The 14,551-nt window shown below is 67.7% G+C and carries 14 protein-coding genes; 8 read left to right on the top strand and 6 right to left on the bottom strand.

The annotated features are described in order from the left end of the window. Positions 1 to 7: 7 nt before the first annotated feature. The 3 genes from Ga0080574_RS17380 to Ga0080574_RS17370 are packed head-to-tail and all read left to right on the top strand — an operon-like array spanning position 8 to position 2,924. Complete coding sequence (locus tag Ga0080574_RS17380; protein WP_076702679.1) at positions 8 to 1,435, top strand: YcjX family GTP-binding protein; 1,428 nt, start codon at positions 8 to 10, stop codon at positions 1,433 to 1,435. Continuing rightward, entirely contained in the window at positions 1,432 to 1,902 is a 471-nt protein-coding gene (locus Ga0080574_RS17375; protein WP_076702677.1) for a GNAT family N-acetyltransferase, read from the top strand. The genes Ga0080574_RS17380 and Ga0080574_RS17375 overlap by 4 nt, the downstream gene beginning before the upstream one ends. After that, positions 1,899 to 2,924 (top strand): YcjF family protein, encoded by a 1,026-nt coding sequence (locus Ga0080574_RS17370; RefSeq protein WP_076702676.1) that lies wholly within the window; start codon positions 1,899 to 1,901, stop codon positions 2,922 to 2,924. The genes Ga0080574_RS17375 and Ga0080574_RS17370 overlap by 4 nt, the downstream gene beginning before the upstream one ends. A 7-nt stretch (positions 2,925 to 2,931) precedes the next feature. Here Ga0080574_RS17370 and Ga0080574_RS17365 read toward each other — a convergent pair whose 3' ends face one another. Both Ga0080574_RS17365 and ileS read right to left on the bottom strand, forming a co-directional pair. After that, complete coding sequence (locus Ga0080574_RS17365; RefSeq protein ID WP_076706039.1) at positions 2,932 to 3,417, bottom strand: histidine phosphatase family protein; 486 nt, start codon at positions 3,415 to 3,417, stop codon at positions 2,932 to 2,934. 137 nt (positions 3,418 to 3,554) lie between these two features. Next, a complete protein-coding gene (ileS, locus tag Ga0080574_RS17360) occupies positions 3,555 to 6,497 on the bottom strand; it encodes an isoleucine--tRNA ligase (protein WP_076702675.1) in 2,943 nt (980 codons plus the stop codon). A gap of 450 nt (positions 6,498 to 6,947) precedes the next feature. Between ileS and Ga0080574_RS17355 the strand changes: the two genes are divergently transcribed. Together Ga0080574_RS17355 and Ga0080574_RS17350 are read left to right on the top strand one after the other, a co-directional pair. Beyond that, positions 6,948 to 7,238, top strand: a complete 291-nt coding sequence (locus tag Ga0080574_RS17355) for a hypothetical protein (protein ID WP_076702673.1) — start codon at positions 6,948 to 6,950, stop codon at positions 7,236 to 7,238. A 287-nt stretch (positions 7,239 to 7,525) separates the two neighbouring features. Then, on the top strand, positions 7,526 to 7,723 hold the full coding sequence (locus Ga0080574_RS17350) for a hypothetical protein (RefSeq protein ID WP_076702671.1): 198 nt from the start codon (positions 7,526 to 7,528) through the stop codon (positions 7,721 to 7,723). Positions 7,724 to 7,780: 57 nt separating this feature from the next. Here Ga0080574_RS17350 and Ga0080574_RS17345 read toward each other — a convergent pair whose 3' ends face one another. Next, positions 7,781 to 8,467 carry a VIT1/CCC1 transporter family protein gene (locus Ga0080574_RS17345; protein ID WP_076702669.1) on the bottom strand — a complete coding sequence of 229 codons (687 nt, stop codon included), beginning with the start codon at positions 8,465 to 8,467 and terminating at the stop codon, positions 7,781 to 7,783. Between the two features lie 368 nt (positions 8,468 to 8,835). Between Ga0080574_RS17345 and cobA the strand changes: the two genes are divergently transcribed. Then, complete coding sequence (cobA, locus tag Ga0080574_RS17340) at positions 8,836 to 9,603, top strand: uroporphyrinogen-III C-methyltransferase (protein WP_076702667.1); 768 nt, start codon at positions 8,836 to 8,838, stop codon at positions 9,601 to 9,603. Between the two features lie 162 nt (positions 9,604 to 9,765). After that, entirely contained in the window at positions 9,766 to 11,016 is a 1,251-nt protein-coding gene (locus tag Ga0080574_RS17335) for a malonyl-CoA decarboxylase (protein WP_076702666.1), read from the top strand. A 13-nt stretch (positions 11,017 to 11,029) separates the two neighbouring features. Here Ga0080574_RS17335 and Ga0080574_RS17330 read toward each other — a convergent pair whose 3' ends face one another. Beyond that, the gene (locus Ga0080574_RS17330) at positions 11,030 to 11,269 is read right to left on the bottom strand and encodes an Lrp/AsnC family transcriptional regulator (protein WP_076702665.1); all 240 of its coding nucleotides are present in this window, start codon (positions 11,267 to 11,269) and stop codon (positions 11,030 to 11,032) included. A gap of 123 nt (positions 11,270 to 11,392) precedes the next feature. On the opposite strand from Ga0080574_RS17330, the gene hisB reads away from it, so the two are divergent. Continuing rightward, positions 11,393 to 11,980 carry an imidazoleglycerol-phosphate dehydratase HisB gene (gene hisB / locus Ga0080574_RS17325; RefSeq protein WP_076702664.1) on the top strand — a complete coding sequence of 196 codons (588 nt, stop codon included), beginning with the start codon at positions 11,393 to 11,395 and terminating at the stop codon, positions 11,978 to 11,980. Positions 11,981 to 12,056: 76 nt separating this feature from the next. Here the strand turns inward: hisB and scpC are convergent, their stop codons facing one another. Next, complete coding sequence (scpC, locus tag Ga0080574_RS17320) at positions 12,057 to 13,571, bottom strand: succinyl-CoA:acetate CoA-transferase ScpC (RefSeq protein ID WP_198039741.1); 1,515 nt, start codon at positions 13,569 to 13,571, stop codon at positions 12,057 to 12,059. A 184-nt stretch (positions 13,572 to 13,755) separates the two neighbouring features. Then, positions 13,756 to 14,352: a hypothetical protein gene (locus Ga0080574_RS17315; RefSeq protein ID WP_076702663.1), complete on the bottom strand. Its 597-nt coding sequence runs from the start codon at positions 14,350 to 14,352 to the stop codon at positions 13,756 to 13,758. Positions 14,353 to 14,551: the final 199 nt, after the last annotated feature.

Genomic DNA, 14,551 nt, shown 5'->3' with positions numbered 1-14,551 from the left:
GCAGGCATTGGTCATCGGAAACATCGCCGATACGCTCACCCGCGGGGTGGAGAACGTGGCCGACACGCTGACCTCCCCCTTCACCGAGCCGGTGATCCGGCTCGGCGTCACCGGGCTGTCGCGCGCCGGCAAGACGGTGTTCATCACCTCGCTTGTGGCCAATCTGATGGACCGGGGGCGGATGCCGCAGCTCGTGGCCGAGGCCGAGGGGCGTATCCTCGCCGCCTATCTCCAGCCGCAGCCCGACGACACCATGCCGCGCTTCGATTACGAGACCCATCTCGCCGCGCTCACCGCCAGCGCCCCGCACTGGCCCGACAGCACCCGCGCGGTCTCGCAGCTCCGGCTGTCGCTCAAGATCCGCCCCACCGGGCTGCTCGCCGGGATCTCCGGCGCGCGCAAGCTGCATCTCGACATCGTCGATTATCCCGGCGAATGGCTGCTCGATCTTGGACTGATGGACAAGAGCTATGCGGAGTGGGCCGAGGATACCCTGACCCGCATGCAGCACCGCCCCGGCGGCACCCAGTACCTGGAGATGGCCAGGGCCGAGGACAGCACGCAAGGGCTGGACGAGGTCCGCGCCAAGGCGCTGGCGAGCGCCTTCACCAAAGCCCTGCAAACCGCCCGCGCCGCCGGCTTCTCCGATTGCACCCCGGGCCGTTTCCTGCTGCCCGGCGAAAAGGAGGGCAGCCCGGTCCTCACCTTCGCGCCGCTGCCGAAACCCTCCGATCCGCCGCGCAAGTCGCTCTGGCGCGAGATGGAGCGGCGTTTCGAGGCGTATAAGTCGCAGATCGTCAAACCCTTCTTCCGCGATCATTTCTCCCGCATCGACCGGCAGGTGGTGCTGGTCGATGCGCTCGGCGCGATCCATGCCGGCCCCGCCGCGATGGAGGATCTGCGCCGCACCATGGCCGATATCCTCACCGCCTTCCGCCCCGGCGGCAACGCCTTCCTGAGCAGCCTGCTGCTCGGCAAACGGGTGGAAAAGATCCTCTTCGCCGCCACCAAGGCCGACCATCTGCACCATTCCCAGCACGCCCGCCTGACCGCCATCATGGAGGCGCTGACCCGCGAGGCCCGCGACCGCGCGCGCTTTGCCGGGGCCGAGACCGGCGCCATGTCCATCGCCGCCCTGCGCGCCACCGTGGAAGAGACGCTGCCGCATGACGGGCGCCGCCTCGACTGCGTGCGCGGCACGCTGCTGACAGACGACGGCACGCGCGGGCGCGAGGCGGCTTTCTACCCCGGCGAGCTGCCGCAGGATCCCGCAAGGCTGCTCGGTCCCGCGCGCGAGGGCGCCGAAAGCTGGCTCGACAATGACTATGCCATCATGCGCTTCGCCCCCGCAGCGCTCAGCCTGAAACCCGGCGAAGGCCCGCCGCATATCCGCCTCGACCGCGCCGCGCAGTTCCTGATCGGAGACCGGCTGTGAGCCCGCGCCTCCGCCCTGCCACGCCCACCGATGCGGGCCGGCTCGGCGCGATGATCGGCGCGGCGGTGGCCAGCCGCCCGTGGAAGCCGCGCCTGCACAGCGGCGCCGAGGACATCGCCCATGCCGGCCAGATGATCGAACGCGGCTGGGTCACCGTGGCCGAGGCGCCGGGCAGCGCGCCGCTGGGCTTTCTCGCGCGCGACGGCGCCTATGTGCATGCGCTTTTCGTCGCGCCCGAGGCGCAGGGCGCGGGCATCGGGCGGGCGCTGATCGAGCATGCCAAGGCGCAGAGCCCGCGGCTCGACCTCTGGACCTTTGCCGCCAACGAGGGCGCGCAGCGGTTTTACGAACGTGCGGGCTTTGCCGTGATCGAACGCGGCGATGGCTCGCGGAACGACGAGGGCCTGCCCGACATCCGTTATCGCTGGCAGGCAAATGCCACCGCCCCGCAGGAGAGCGCCCGATGAGCGACCCGAAAGACAGATCCGGCCCGGTGCTGATCGAGCTCGGCGGCAATGCAAGGCCCGCCTCCCCCTCCGAGGCGCCGCCGGTGCCCGAGCCCGATATCGCCCCCACCCAGCCCGAAGGCCGTGCCATGGCCACGGCGGCGGCGCTGGCGGCGCGGCGCCCGTCGCGGCTGGCGCGCTGGTTCTGGGCGCTGCTGGGGGCGCTGGTCTCGACGCTGGTCTCCATCGCCGTCTGGCGCTTTGCGACGGATCTCATCGCCTCGGTGCCGCTGCTGGGCTATGCGGTGACCGCGCTGATCGCGCTCTTCCTGCTGGTGATCGTGCTGATCGTGATCAAGGAGCTGGCGGCGCTCTCGCGCCTCTCCCGCGTCGATGCGCTGCACCGCGCCGCCGACACCGCACTGGCCGACGAGGATCTGAGCGGCGCACGCAACGTGACGGCCAAGCTTACCGCGCTTTACGCCGGGCGCGACGACACGCGCTGGGGCCGCGAGCGGCTGCGCGAGCGACAGGACGAGATCTTCGACGCCTCGGGCCTCTTGGGCCTCGCCGAGACCGAGCTGCTGGCCCCGCTCGACGCCGCCGCGCGGCGCGAGGTCGAGGCGGCGGCGCGGCAGGTCGCCACGGTCACAGCCCTGGTGCCGCTGGCGCTGGCGGATGTGGCCGCCGCGCTGACCGCCAATCTGCGGATGATCCGCCGCATCGCCGAGATCTATGGCGGCCGCTCCGGCACGCTGGGCAGTTGGCGGCTGACCCGGGCGGTGATGTCGCATCTGGTCGCCACCGGCGCCGTCGCGGTGGGCGACGACATGCTGGAACCGATCCTCGGCGGCGGCATCCTCGCCAAGCTCTCGCGCCGCTTCGGCGAGGGGCTGGTAAACGGCGCGCTGACCGCCCGCGTCGGCGTCGCCGCGATGGAAGTCTGCCGCCCGCTGCCCTTCCGTGGCAAGAGCCGCCCCTCGGTGCGGGCGATCATCCGCACCGCACTGACCGGGCTGGTCAAGGGCGCCGAAAAGGGCTGAGCGCCGCTCAGTAGCGGCGGCGCGCCACGCTCACACGGCCCTGCGCATCGGTGCGGACCACTGCAAGGTCGCCATATTCCAGCGGTGCCGGTTCCGGCAGCCCCAGCACTTCCCAGATCTCGGCGATATTGCCCTTGTTGCCGACCCAGATCGCCGCGCGCCCCGCCGCCTCGCTCGCCAGCCGCGCCGTGGGTGCCTCCTGCGGACGGCGCTCGATTGTGAGCCCGCGCGCCTGCGACAGCGGCGCGGCGGTGTCGAGATTGCGCTGAATGCCGGGGCTGTAAATCGCGTCCAGCGGCTCGCCCTCCAGCGCCGCAACCAGCGCAAGGGCCCGGGCCTGGCCCCTGTCGTTAAGCAACTCATCAGCGCCGCTGCGGTCGCCGTGCCGCGTAATATAAAGCGTCGTATCCGCCGCCAGCCGCACCGGCCCACCCGTGGCACAGCCGACCAAAAGGGCCGCCGAAACAAGCCCGAGCATTGCGCGTCTCTTCATCTCCATTCCCCCGGATTCGCTGTTGTTATGGTATCCTCATACCATAAAATCGCACGACTCCGGGGGCAGGCAGGGCAGCTGACACAAAACGGGGCGCCGTGAAGCGCCCCGTCTGATCGCAAATTGTGCCGTTCGCCTCAGCCCAGCGCGGCGTCGCAGCGCGCGCAGGTGGCGGCGTGGCTGTGGCTGCCCACATCCGGCAGGATCTTCCAGCAGCGCTGGCATTTGCCGCCATCGGCCTTTTCAAAGACCACGCCGACGCCCGGCACCTCCGCCATGCGGAAGGCTTCCTGCGGCGCCGGATCGGCGGTGAGCATGATGCCCGAGGTGATGCAGATATCGTCGAAGGCGACGGTCTTCAGCGCCTCCAGCATCTCGGCATCCTCCACATGCACGATGGGCGCCGCCTCCAGCGAGGCGCCGATCACCTTGTCGGTCCGCTGGATCTCCAGCGCGGCGGTCACCGCGCGGCGTGCCGCCCGGACCTGCGCCCATTTCGCCGCCAGCGCCTCGTCGCGCCAGCTTGCCGGCGTTTCGGGGAAATCCTGAAGGTGCACCGAGCTCTCCTCGCCCGGGAAGCGGTCGAGCCAGACATCTTCCATGGTGAAGACAAGGATCGGCGCCAGCCAGGTGGTGAGGCGGTGGAACAGCAGATCCATCACCGTGCGCGCGGCCTTGCGGCGCGCGGTGTCGCCGTCGCAGTAAAGCGCATCCTTGCGGATGTCGAAATAGAAGGCCGAGAGATCCACGGTGCAGAAGGTAAAGACCGCCTGGAACACCGACTGGAAATCATAGGCGCGATAGCCCTCCTGCACCTTGGCGTCGAGCTCGGCGAGGCGGTGCAGCACCCAGCGTTCCAGCTCGGGCATGTCGGCGGCCTCCACACGATCCGCCTCGGAGAAATGCCCCAGAGCGCCCAGCATGAAGCGCATGGTGTTGCGCAGCCGGCGATAGCTGTCGGCCACACCCTTGAGGATCTCCGGCCCGATGCGCTGGTCGGCGGTGTAATCGGTCTGCGCCACCCAGAGCCGCAGGATATCGGCGCCGTATTGCTTCACCACCTCCTCGGGCACGATGGTGTTGCCGAGCGATTTGGACATCTTGTTGCCCTTCTCGTCCAGCGTGAAGCCATGCGTCACCACGTTGCGATAGGGCGCGCGGCCGATGGTGCCGCAGGCCTGAAGCATGGAGGAATGGAACCAGCCGCGATGTTGGTCGGTGCCTTCCATATAGACATCGGCGATGCCGTCCTCGGTGCCGTCCGGGCGGTCGCGCAGCACAAAGGCATGGGTCGAGCCGCTGTCGAACCACACGTCGAGCACGTCGAAGACCTGTTCCCACTCCTCGGCGTTATACTCGTTGCCGAGGAACCGCTCCTTGGCGCCGTCGACATACCAGCAATCGGCGCCCTCGGTCTCGAAGGCCTCGCAGATGCGGGCATTCACCGCCGGATCGCGCAGCAGGAAATCGGGATCGGTGGGCAGCGCGCCCTTCTTCACGAAACAGGTCAGCGGCACGCCCCAGGCGCGCTGACGCGACAGCACCCAGTCCGGGCGCGCCTCGATCATCGAATAGAGCCGGTTGCGGCCCGATTGCGGGGTGAATTTCACCAGCTCGTCGATGGAGCGCAGCGAGCGCTCGCGGATCGTGGTGCCGTAGCTGTCCTGCCCGTCGCCGACGGCGCGGTCGATGGCGGCGAACCATTGCGGCGTGTTGCGGTAGATCACCGGCGCCTTGGAGCGCCAGCTATGCGGATAGCTGTGCTTGATCTTGCCGCGTGCCAAGAGCCCGCCGACTTCGGCCAGCTTGTCGATGACCGCCTTGTTGGCATCGCCCTCCTTGCCGTTGGGCTTGAGGATCATCCTGCCGCCGAAGAAGGGCAGCCCCTCGCGGAAGGAGCCGTCTTCCATGACGTTATAGGTGATGACCTGATCGAGCATGCCCAGATCGCGGTAAAGCTCGAATTCCTCCATCCCGTGAGAGGGCGCGCAATGCACAAAGCCGGTGCCCTCTTCGTCGGTGACGAAGGGCGCGGCGCGGAAATCGCGCGGATCGTCCCATTCGCCATTGGCACCGTCGGCACCGGCAAGCGGGTGCATGAGGGACAGGCCGGCCAGCTCGTCGGTCGGGACGTCGCGCACCCGGGTCCACTGGCCTTCCTCAAGCCGCGCCCGCGCAAAGGTCTGCCCAGCCAGCTTGTCGGCGAGGATATAGCGCTCGCCCTTGCTCGCCCAGCATTCCTCCGGGGTGTCGGTGACCTCGTAAAGCCCGTACTGGAAGTCCTCGCCATAGACCACGGCCTTGTTCGACGGCATGGTCCAGGGGGTGGTGGTCCAGATCACCACATAGGCCCCGGCGAGATCCCCGCCCCGAACCTGATCCGGGGCCTCACCGGCAGCATCCGACGCGACGGCCTTGAACTTCACCCAGATGGTGAAGCTTTCCTTGTCGTGATACTCGACCTCGGCCTCGGCCAGCGCGGTCTTTTCCACCGGCGACCACATCACGGGCTTGGAGCCCTGATAGAGCGTGCCGGTCATCAGGAACTTCATGAATTCCTCGGCGATCACACGCTCGGCGTGGTAGTTCATCGTCAGATAGGGATCGGCCCAGTTGCCGGTGATGCCCAGCCGCTTGAACTCCTCGCGCTGGATATCCACCCAGCCCTCGGCGAACTTCCGGCATTCCTGACGGAAATCGACGACCGGCACCTCGTCCTTGTTCTTGCCCTTGGCGCGGTACTGTTCCTCGATCTTCCACTCGATGGGCAGGCCGTGGCAGTCCCAGCCGGGCACGTAGCGCGCCTCATGCCCCATCATCTGATGCGAGCGCACGATCATGTCCTTGATCGTCTTGTTCAGCGCGTGACCGATATGCAGGTGGCCGTTCGCATAGGGCGGGCCGTCATGCAGGGTAAAGGGCGTGCGCCCGGCGGCAGTTTCGCGCAGGCGGTCGTAGATGCCGATCCTTGCCCAGCGCTCCAGCCATTCCGGCTCGCGCTTGGGCAGCCCCGCGCGCATCGGAAAATCGGTCTTCGGAAGGTTCAGCGTGTCCTTGTAGTCAGGCGTTTCGGCGCACATGATCTGCGGTCCCGGTTCTTGAGAAATTGGGGGAAACTCTGGTCGGCGCGAAAGTCCATACGCCTTGTCCCGGCGGCTCTGCGGTTTAGAGCGCCGGGCATGTAATTCGAATGATGATCGCGAGACGGCCCATCATGCCGGGCGTTATAGGCAAGCGACTCGCGATGGTCCAGAGCTTGCGGACAGGGCGCGCCAGGCGCGGAACGGGCGGAAATCCCCTCATCCCGGCACCGCAAACCGGCAGCTTCGCGCCACGCCGCATCGCGGCGCGGCGGGGTTCGGCGCATCGCCCCGGCATTTAAGGCGGGCTCCTGCCGGAAACCGGGAGTTCCCGCGTTAGGCGGCAACTCTGACGTGCGGAAATGGTTTCATGATCACCGATGGCGCAGCACATGCCCCGCGCCTGGCAAGTGAACTGAAACCGACGCAATCCGGACAAGGAGTTCCGTCATGGCCTATCAGAACGACCAGACCCACGCCTCCAACCCCTATGCCGCGCATCTGCGCGCCGATCCTCAGACCCGCATGCCCTCGGGCCGCTCCGGCGGCACGGTGGTCGGCCTCGTGGTCGCGGTCGCGGTGATCGTCGCGCTGATCGTCGGCGTGGGAGTCCTGGGCGGCGGCGCGCCCACCGACGGCCCGGCAGCGCCCGCGGCCATCGAACAGAGCACGCCCGAGGCCGGTGCCCCGGTGCTCGGCGACGAGACGGCACCCGCCACGCCCAGCGCGCCGGCGGAATAAGCCGCCGGCCCTCGCCACTCCCGCCCGGAGCCCCGGACCACGCACTTCGCGGCGTGCCCGGCCATCACTCACGGATCGCCCGGGCGGGAGTGGCCCCTTTGCCACAACGACGGATAAACAGCATGCGGCGGCTCCAGATCGGCAGAATCGGCAGGAAGTGGCGCAGCACGCGCAGACCCTGGGCGGCGCGGCGCGCATGGTCGTGGTCCGCGATAAATGGGCGCGACAGACGCCGCGAAAAGGCTCAAATCAGCGCCAGCTGCCCTTCTCCCGTCCCGAGTCGTTCCATGTTCCGTTCCCAAGACGACCTGCCCCTCCAGTCTGCCGCTCCCGCCGATCCGCTCCTGCGGGTGATCGACCGTGCCGCGGCGGCGGTCTTTGTGGTGCTTCTTGCCCTCGCCGCGCTGGTGGCGCTTGATGCGTGGCAGGCGACGCAGGCGCGGCTCGTCGAGACCGAGCAGGTCGCCCTGCCCCTCACCGACTGACGCCGGATCGTCAGCATCTATCGTGTGGGTGGTTTCCAGACCGCCAGCCACCCCGCCTCAGATCGCGAACAGGCTCCCCACCACATAGGCGATGCCGGCGGCGACCCCGCCGATCAGCAGTGTCTCCAGCCCCGAACGCCACCAGGGCGACAGCGACCAGCGGCTCTTATAGGCACCGATGGCAAAGAAGGTGGCCAGCGTCAGCAGCGTGGCCACCGTAAAGGCCTGCGGCAGCGACAGCAGGAAAGGCAGCAACGGCACCATGCCCGCCACCAGAAACGCCCCGAAGGTCGCCAGCGCCGCGCGCATCGGATGCGGGTCCACGGACGACAGGCCGTAGCTGCCCTCCAGGATCATCGCCAGCATATGCTCGGGATCGCGCGCGATCTCCTCGACCGCATGGTCGAGCGTCTCTTCGCAGAGCCCCTTGCCCGCGAGGATCTGGCGCAGTTCGGCGCGGGCGCGTTCCGGCTCACGGGCGATGCGCCCGGCCTCGACGCGGCGCAGCCGGTTGAGATCGTCGAGCTCGGCCTTGGTGCCGGAGTAGTTCCCCGCCGCCATGGAAAACCCGTCGGCCAGCACATTGGCAAAGCCCAGCGCGAGGATGATGAAGGGCGACAGCCCCGCCCCCGCCACCCCCGCGACGATGGCAAAGGTGGTGACCGAGCCGTCGATCGCGCCATAGACGATGTCGCGCAGATGACCGTGGCCATTCTGTTTCGGGGCTGGGCTGGCGTCGGACATGGCTCGCCTTGCATCGGAACGTTCGGGGTCGCTCTGGCTGTGCCCTGCGGCGGGGCCGGAATCAAGCCTCACGCGGCGTTCCGCGCGCAGGATGGCCCGCCCTGCCGCGCATCCCGGCGTGCAAAAAACGCGCATTTCCCCGGCCCATACGCAGGAACCGCGACAAAACCCGCCGCCCCGCCCTGAAAAGACTTGCCTCAGGCCCCAAAAGCCCGTTTCTGAAAGGCGTCATGCGGCAACGGCGCCGCATGTGTCTCCCGAAAGTCCGGGATCCATGAGCAAAGCTGCTCGGTCCGTCGCATCCTTCGTTGCGGCGTATCGGCGGCTTTTTTTGTTTTTCAGACTGCGTTTGCCAGGAGACAGGCATAATGACCCATCCGCAAAAAACCGGCCATGTCGCCCTTGTCGGCGCCGGCCCCGGTGCCCGCGATCTGCTCACCCTGCGCGCGCTCAACCGGCTCCAGAACGCCGATGTGCTGCTCTATGACCGGCTGGTCGACCCGGAGATCATGGAGCTCGCCAATCCCCGCGCCGAGCGCATCTATGTCGGCAAGGAGGTGGGCCGCTGCAAATGGCCGCAGGGGCGCATCGACCGGCTGATCGTGGCCAAGGCGAAGCTGGGGCTGCGCGTGGTGCGGCTGAAATCCGGCGATCCGTCGATCTTCGGGCGCGCCTGCGAAGAGATCGCAGCCGCCAAGGCCGCTGGCATCGCCGTCGAGATCGTGCCCGGCATCACCGCCGCCTCTGCCGCCGCCGCCGCCATCGGCGTGCCGCTGACCGAGCGCGGCGAGACCGACACTTTCGCGCTGACCACCGGCACCTGCAAACCGGGCGACGCGCGGCCCGACCGCGCGCGGCTGGCGCATCCCGGCACCTCGATGGCGTTCTACATGGCGGTGGAGCGCGCGGCGCAGGTGCAGGCGGATCTGCTCGGTGCCGGCGCGCCGGGGGCCTGCCCGGTGGAGATCGTCGCCGCCGTCAGCACCCCGCGCGAGCGCCATGTGAGCACGACGCTGGGCGCGCTGGCCGATACAATCGCCCGGGAAGAGATCTGCAACCCGGCGATCCTGTTCATTCGCTATCCGAAATCGCTGGCGCGGCAAATGGCGGCAGACGGCGCGGAGATCGCCGCCTGAGCGGCAGGGCGCCGGCGCAGGGCCACGCGCCGCTTGACCTCCGCCGCCGGGAAGCAGACCCTTGCGGGCGACGCGGTCGCGGCTCGTCCGCCCGACCGCCCCACCCTGCCCCGGACCGGCGCATTTCGCCGACGACCGGGCCGCTTACAGGAGGCCCGCCCCATGACCCTGCTCGCGGATCTGCTCAGCACCGTCTTTGAACGCCGCGCCCGGATCGGGCCGATCCTGCGCCGCGATCCGCGCAGCACCGAGGCGCTGATCGCCGATCTGATGAAGGCCGAATCGGAGACCGCGGCGCTGGCGCTCGCCCGGCGCATCCTCCAGCGCTATGCCGAGATGGACGAGGCGGCGCGGCTGGCGCTCTTTCGCCATATCGCGCAGGGCCACGATCTCGACGCCGCCGCCCTGCGCGCGGCGCTCGACGCCTATGAGGCCGAGCCCTCGGGCAGCAGCTACCGCGCCTTCACCGCCGCCTGCGAGCCGCCCCGGCAGGAGCTGATCCGGCGGCTCAACCAGGTGCCCGGCGCCACCGAGCGGCTGGTCGAGATGCGCGCCGACCTGCGCCGGCTGGGCAGCGGCGAGCCGGCGCTCGACGCGCTGGATCTGGATTTCAGGCAGCTCTTCCGCTCGTGGTTCAATCGCGGCTTTCTGGTGCTGCGCCCGATCAGCTGGGAAAGCCCGGCGCATATCCTGGAAAAGATCATCGCCTATGAGGCGGTGCACGCCATCGGAAGCTGGCAGGATCTGCGCCGCCGCCTCGTGCCCGAGGACCGGCGCTGCTTTGCCTTCTTTCACCCGGCGATGCCCGACGAGCCGCTGATCTTTGTCGAGGTCGCCCTGACGCGCGGCATTCCCGGCTCGATCCAGGCGCTGCTGGCCGAGGACCGCGCGCCTCTGAGCGCGGAGGAGGCCGACACGGCGGTGTTCTATTCGATCTCCAACTGCCAGCCGGGGCTCGCCGGGATCTCCTTCGGCAATTCGCTGATCAAGCAGGTGGTCTCCGATCTCGCGACCGAGCTGCCGGGGCTCAAGACCTTTGTCACGCTGTCGCCGGTCCCCGGGCTGGTGCGCTGGCTGGAGACGCAGAAGGTGCCCTACGACCCGAAGGACGCCAAGGGCATGGCGTCGCTCGCAGCGCATTATCTGCTGCATGCCAAGCGCCCCGACGGCCAGCCGGTCGACCCGGTGGCGCGCTTCCATCTCGGCAATGGCGCGATGATCCAGGCGGTGCATGCGGGCGCCGACATCTCGGAAAACGGCATGCGGCAATCCGGCGGCGTGATGGTGAATTACCTCTACGATCTCGGCAAGGTGGAGAAATATCTCGACCGCTACGCCGAAAGCCGCGAATTCACCGCCGCGCAGCCCGTGCGCTCGCTCGCCAACGCCCGTGAAAAGGCCGCCGCTGGCTGAGGCCGCCCGGCGCTCAGAATGCCTTGAAGGTCAGCGTCGTCAGCGTGCGCTCGATGCCCTGCACGTCGGCGAGCTTCTCGTTGATGTAATGGCCGACATCGGCGCCGTCGGGGATGTAGAGCTTGACCAGCAGGTCCCACTCGCCCGAGGTCGAATAGAGTTCGGAATGGATCTCGCGAAGCGCGATATCCTCGGCCACCCTGTAGGTGGTGCCCGGGGTGCAGCGGATCTGGACGAATACGCAGGTGGTCATGGCGGTCTCCTTGGTGCCGCGAAGCTGGCACAGACGCCACGCCCGCACAAGAGACGCATCTGCCCGGCTTGGCGCCGCCCCCCTGCCCGCCTATAAGCGGCGCGAGACACGAGGAGTGCCCCCATGCGCAAGGCCAGCATCGCCCGCAAGACCGCCGAAACCGCGATCGAGGTCGAGATCGACCTCGACGGCAGCGGCGCCTATGACAATCAGACCGGCGTGGGGTTCTTCGATCACATGCTGGACCAGCTCTCGCGGCATTCGCTGATCGACATGACGATCCGCGCCAAGGGCGACTATCACATCGACGATCACCACACGGTCGAGGATACCGGCATCGCGCTGGGTCAGGCGCTGGTCAAGGCGCTTGGCGACAAGCGCGGCATCCGGCGCTACGGGGCGTGCCTGCTGCCGATGGATGACGCGCTTGTGCGCTGCGCGCTGGATCTCTCGGCGCGGCCCTTCCTGATCTGGAATGTCGATCTGCCGACGCAGAAGATCGGCAGTTTCGATTGCGAGCTGGTGCGCGAGTTCTTTCAGGCGCTGGCCACCCATGGCGGCATCACCCTGCATGTGGACGCGCTGCACGGGGTGAATTCGCACCACATCGCCGAGGCCGCGTTCAAATCCGTCGCCCGCGCGCTGCGCGAGGCGGTCGAGCCCGATCCGCGCAAGGGCGATGCCATCCCCTCCACCAAGGGCGCGCTCTGAACACCAGACGCCCCGTCATCCGGCAGGCCCCGCAGGGTGGGCAATCTGCCCACCCGTCGTTGCACGCCAAGGCGGCTCAGCCCATGGAGCCGCTCTCGACGAACCGCTGGTGCCAGGACAGCGCCTCGCCCAGCAGGTTCGGCGCGTGCTTGCCGTAAGAGCCCGCCAGCGCCCGCGCGTAGTAGTCGCGCAGCGCCGGGCGGTAATCGGGATGGGCGCAGTTCTCGATGATCAGCTCGGCGCGCTGCTTGGGCGCCAGCCCGCGCAGATCCGCCAGCCCCTGCTCCGTCACGATCACATGCACGTCCTGCGCGATGTGATCGACATGGCTGGCCATCGGCACAATGGCCGAGATCTTGCCGCCCTTGGCGGTGGAGGGCGTCATGAAGATCGACACATAGGCGTTGCGGGCGAAATCCCCCGAGCCGCCAATGCCGTTCTGGATGCGCGAGCCCATCACATGGGTGGAGTTCACATTGCCGTAGATATCCGCCTCGATCAGCCCGTTCATCGCGATACAGCCAAGACGACGCACCAGTTCCGGGTGGTTGGAGATCTCCTGCGGACGCAGGATCAGCTTGTCGCGGAACTGCATAGCGTCGCGGTTGAAGCGCTCCGCCGCCTCCGGGCTCAGCGAAAACGCCGTGGCCGAGGCCATGCGCAGCTTGCCCGCATCCAGCAGGTCGAGCATGCCGTCCTGGATCACCTCGGTATAGGCGGTCATGCCCTCATAGGGTGCCTCCATCAGCCCCGAGAGCACCGCGTTGGTGACATTGCCCACGCCCGATTGCAGCGGCAGCAGATTGGCCGGCAGCCGCCCGCGCTTGACCTCATGGGCGAAGAAATCGAGCAGGTGGCCGGCGATGGCCTCGGCCACCGCGTCGGGCTTGGCAAACGGCAGGTTGCGGTCGGGCGCGTCCGTTTCGACGATGGCGACGATCTTTTCCGGATCGACGCGGAAATGCGGCTGGCCGATGCGGTCGTCGGGCTTCACCAGCGGGATCGGCACCCGGTTCGGCGGCAGCGCGGTGCCATAGTAGATATCATGCATGCCGTTCAGCGCGTCGCTCTGCCAGCGGTTCAGCTCGAGGATCACCTTGTCGGCCACGTCGAGCCAGGTCTTGTTGTTGCCGATGGAGGAGGACGGGATCAGCGCGCCGTCCTCGGTGATGCCCGAGATCTCGACCACCGCCACATCGAGCTTGCCCAGAAAGCCCTCCCAGGCCATCGGCGCCACCTGGCTCAGATGCATGTCGAAATAGTTCATCTCGCCCGCGTTGATCTTTTCGCGCGCGATGGGGTCTGAGTTGTAGGGCAGCCGGAATTCGATGCCGTCGGCCTTGGCCAGGGCGCCGTCGAGCTCGGGCCCGGTGGAGGCGCCGGTCCAGACCTTGACCCGGAACGGGTTGCCGGCGGCGTGCTCGGCTTCGATCCGGGCGGCCAGCGCCATCGGCACCGATTTGGGATAGCCCGAGCCGGTAAAGCCGCTCATGCCGATGGTCATGCCGTCGGAAATCAGCGCGGCGGCGTCCTCGGCGCTCATCACGCGGGATTTCAGGTCGGGGCGGGCAATGCGGGAATGCAGGGTCACGAAGGTCCTCCTTTGCCCACCCCGGCGATCAGGAATATGTCGCGCGAGGCCGGGTCATCTGTTCGAAACTTGCGCAGCATTTATGCAATCCACCCCGGCGCGTGCCAGAGGGAGAAAGCCTCCGCAAGACGGGCATTCCCAAAATGCATAGCAATATCATTTAACTTTACGCTGGACGCATAGCTTAGTCCGGCGAGTTGCGCCGCATCACATCGCGGCGCGAGTCCGCCAGACCTTCCTGGAACCGCTCGGCATCACCATAATCCATGAACTGGGCATAGCGGCGATGTGGCTGGGAAACGCGGGCGGCATGTTTGATCGGGCACCAGAACGCCTCGGTCCGCGAGGCGATCTCGGTCACATAGGACAAAAGCCCGTTGCAGTAGCCGCAATAGACGCAATTCAGCTTTTGCAGCGCGTTGAGATAGGCGAGATGGTGGCGGTCGATGCGGATGTGATCGCCGCGCCGGACACGGGGGATGCCATAGGCGCGAAAGCAGATCGCCTGATAGACCGTGACAAAGAGGTCGAGCAGCGCGAAAGGAATGATCAGCGAATAGATCACCGGCGCGGTCAGGATGTGCCAGGGATTGGCGCGCGCCAGAAAAGTCCTCAGCCGGACGCGCATGGCACGCTGCCGGCGCAGCGCCTCGATCTCGAAGCGCACGCGGTTGTGCTCCAGCCGGTAGCGGAACGCCTCGCGCCGCTTTGCGATCTCTTCGTCGAGCTCCGCGTGCAGCGCGTCGATACGCTCGAGAATCTGGTCGATGCGGGATGTCATGGCGCGGATCTCCTGTCCTGACCCGCGGTGATGCTAGCGCTCTCTGCGCCTACGCTCAATCCGGTCGGCTGCCGGCCTGCCCGCACGCAAAATGCGCTGGCTCGGCAGCCCGAAACCGTAGCAATGCACGCTGCTCTACAGACTGGACAGGTGCTGAAATTCACAGCATTCTGCGAACGTTCCGGAAAACCCGGCAACA

The organism is Salipiger abyssi, from assembly GCF_001975705.1.
GTDB lineage: Bacteria > Pseudomonadota > Alphaproteobacteria > Rhodobacterales > Rhodobacteraceae > Salipiger > Salipiger abyssi.
The sequence above is the reverse complement of the archived record's forward strand: the minus strand, read 5'-3'. Positions and strand labels throughout refer to the sequence as shown.

Excerpts from the sequence above, each read along its gene's own strand:
- Ga0080574_RS17315 (WP_076702663.1), bottom strand. The coding sequence starts at position 14,352 with ATGACATCCCGCATCGACCAGATTCTCGAGCGTATCGACGCGCTGCAC.
- Ga0080574_RS17350 (WP_076702671.1), top strand. The coding sequence starts at position 7,526 with ATGTTCCGTTCCCAAGACGACCTGCCCCTCCAGTCTGCCGCTCCCGCC.
- hisB (WP_076702664.1), top strand. The coding sequence starts at position 11,393 with ATGCGCAAGGCCAGCATCGCCCGCAAGACCGCCGAAACCGCGATCGAG.
- Ga0080574_RS17355 (WP_076702673.1), top strand. The coding sequence starts at position 6,948 with ATGGCCTATCAGAACGACCAGACCCACGCCTCCAACCCCTATGCCGCG.
- cobA (WP_076702667.1), top strand. The coding sequence starts at position 8,836 with ATGACCCATCCGCAAAAAACCGGCCATGTCGCCCTTGTCGGCGCCGGC.
- Ga0080574_RS17365 (WP_076706039.1), bottom strand. The coding sequence starts at position 3,417 with ATGAAGAGACGCGCAATGCTCGGGCTTGTTTCGGCGGCCCTTTTGGTC.
- Ga0080574_RS17335 (WP_076702666.1), top strand. The coding sequence starts at position 9,766 with ATGACCCTGCTCGCGGATCTGCTCAGCACCGTCTTTGAACGCCGCGCC.
- Ga0080574_RS17345 (WP_076702669.1), bottom strand. The coding sequence starts at position 8,467 with ATGTCCGACGCCAGCCCAGCCCCGAAACAGAATGGCCACGGTCATCTG.
- Ga0080574_RS17370 (WP_076702676.1), top strand. The coding sequence starts at position 1,899 with ATGAGCGACCCGAAAGACAGATCCGGCCCGGTGCTGATCGAGCTCGGC.
- Ga0080574_RS17330 (WP_076702665.1), bottom strand. The coding sequence starts at position 11,269 with ATGACCACCTGCGTATTCGTCCAGATCCGCTGCACCCCGGGCACCACC.
- ileS (WP_076702675.1), bottom strand. The coding sequence starts at position 6,497 with ATGTGCGCCGAAACGCCTGACTACAAGGACACGCTGAACCTTCCGAAG.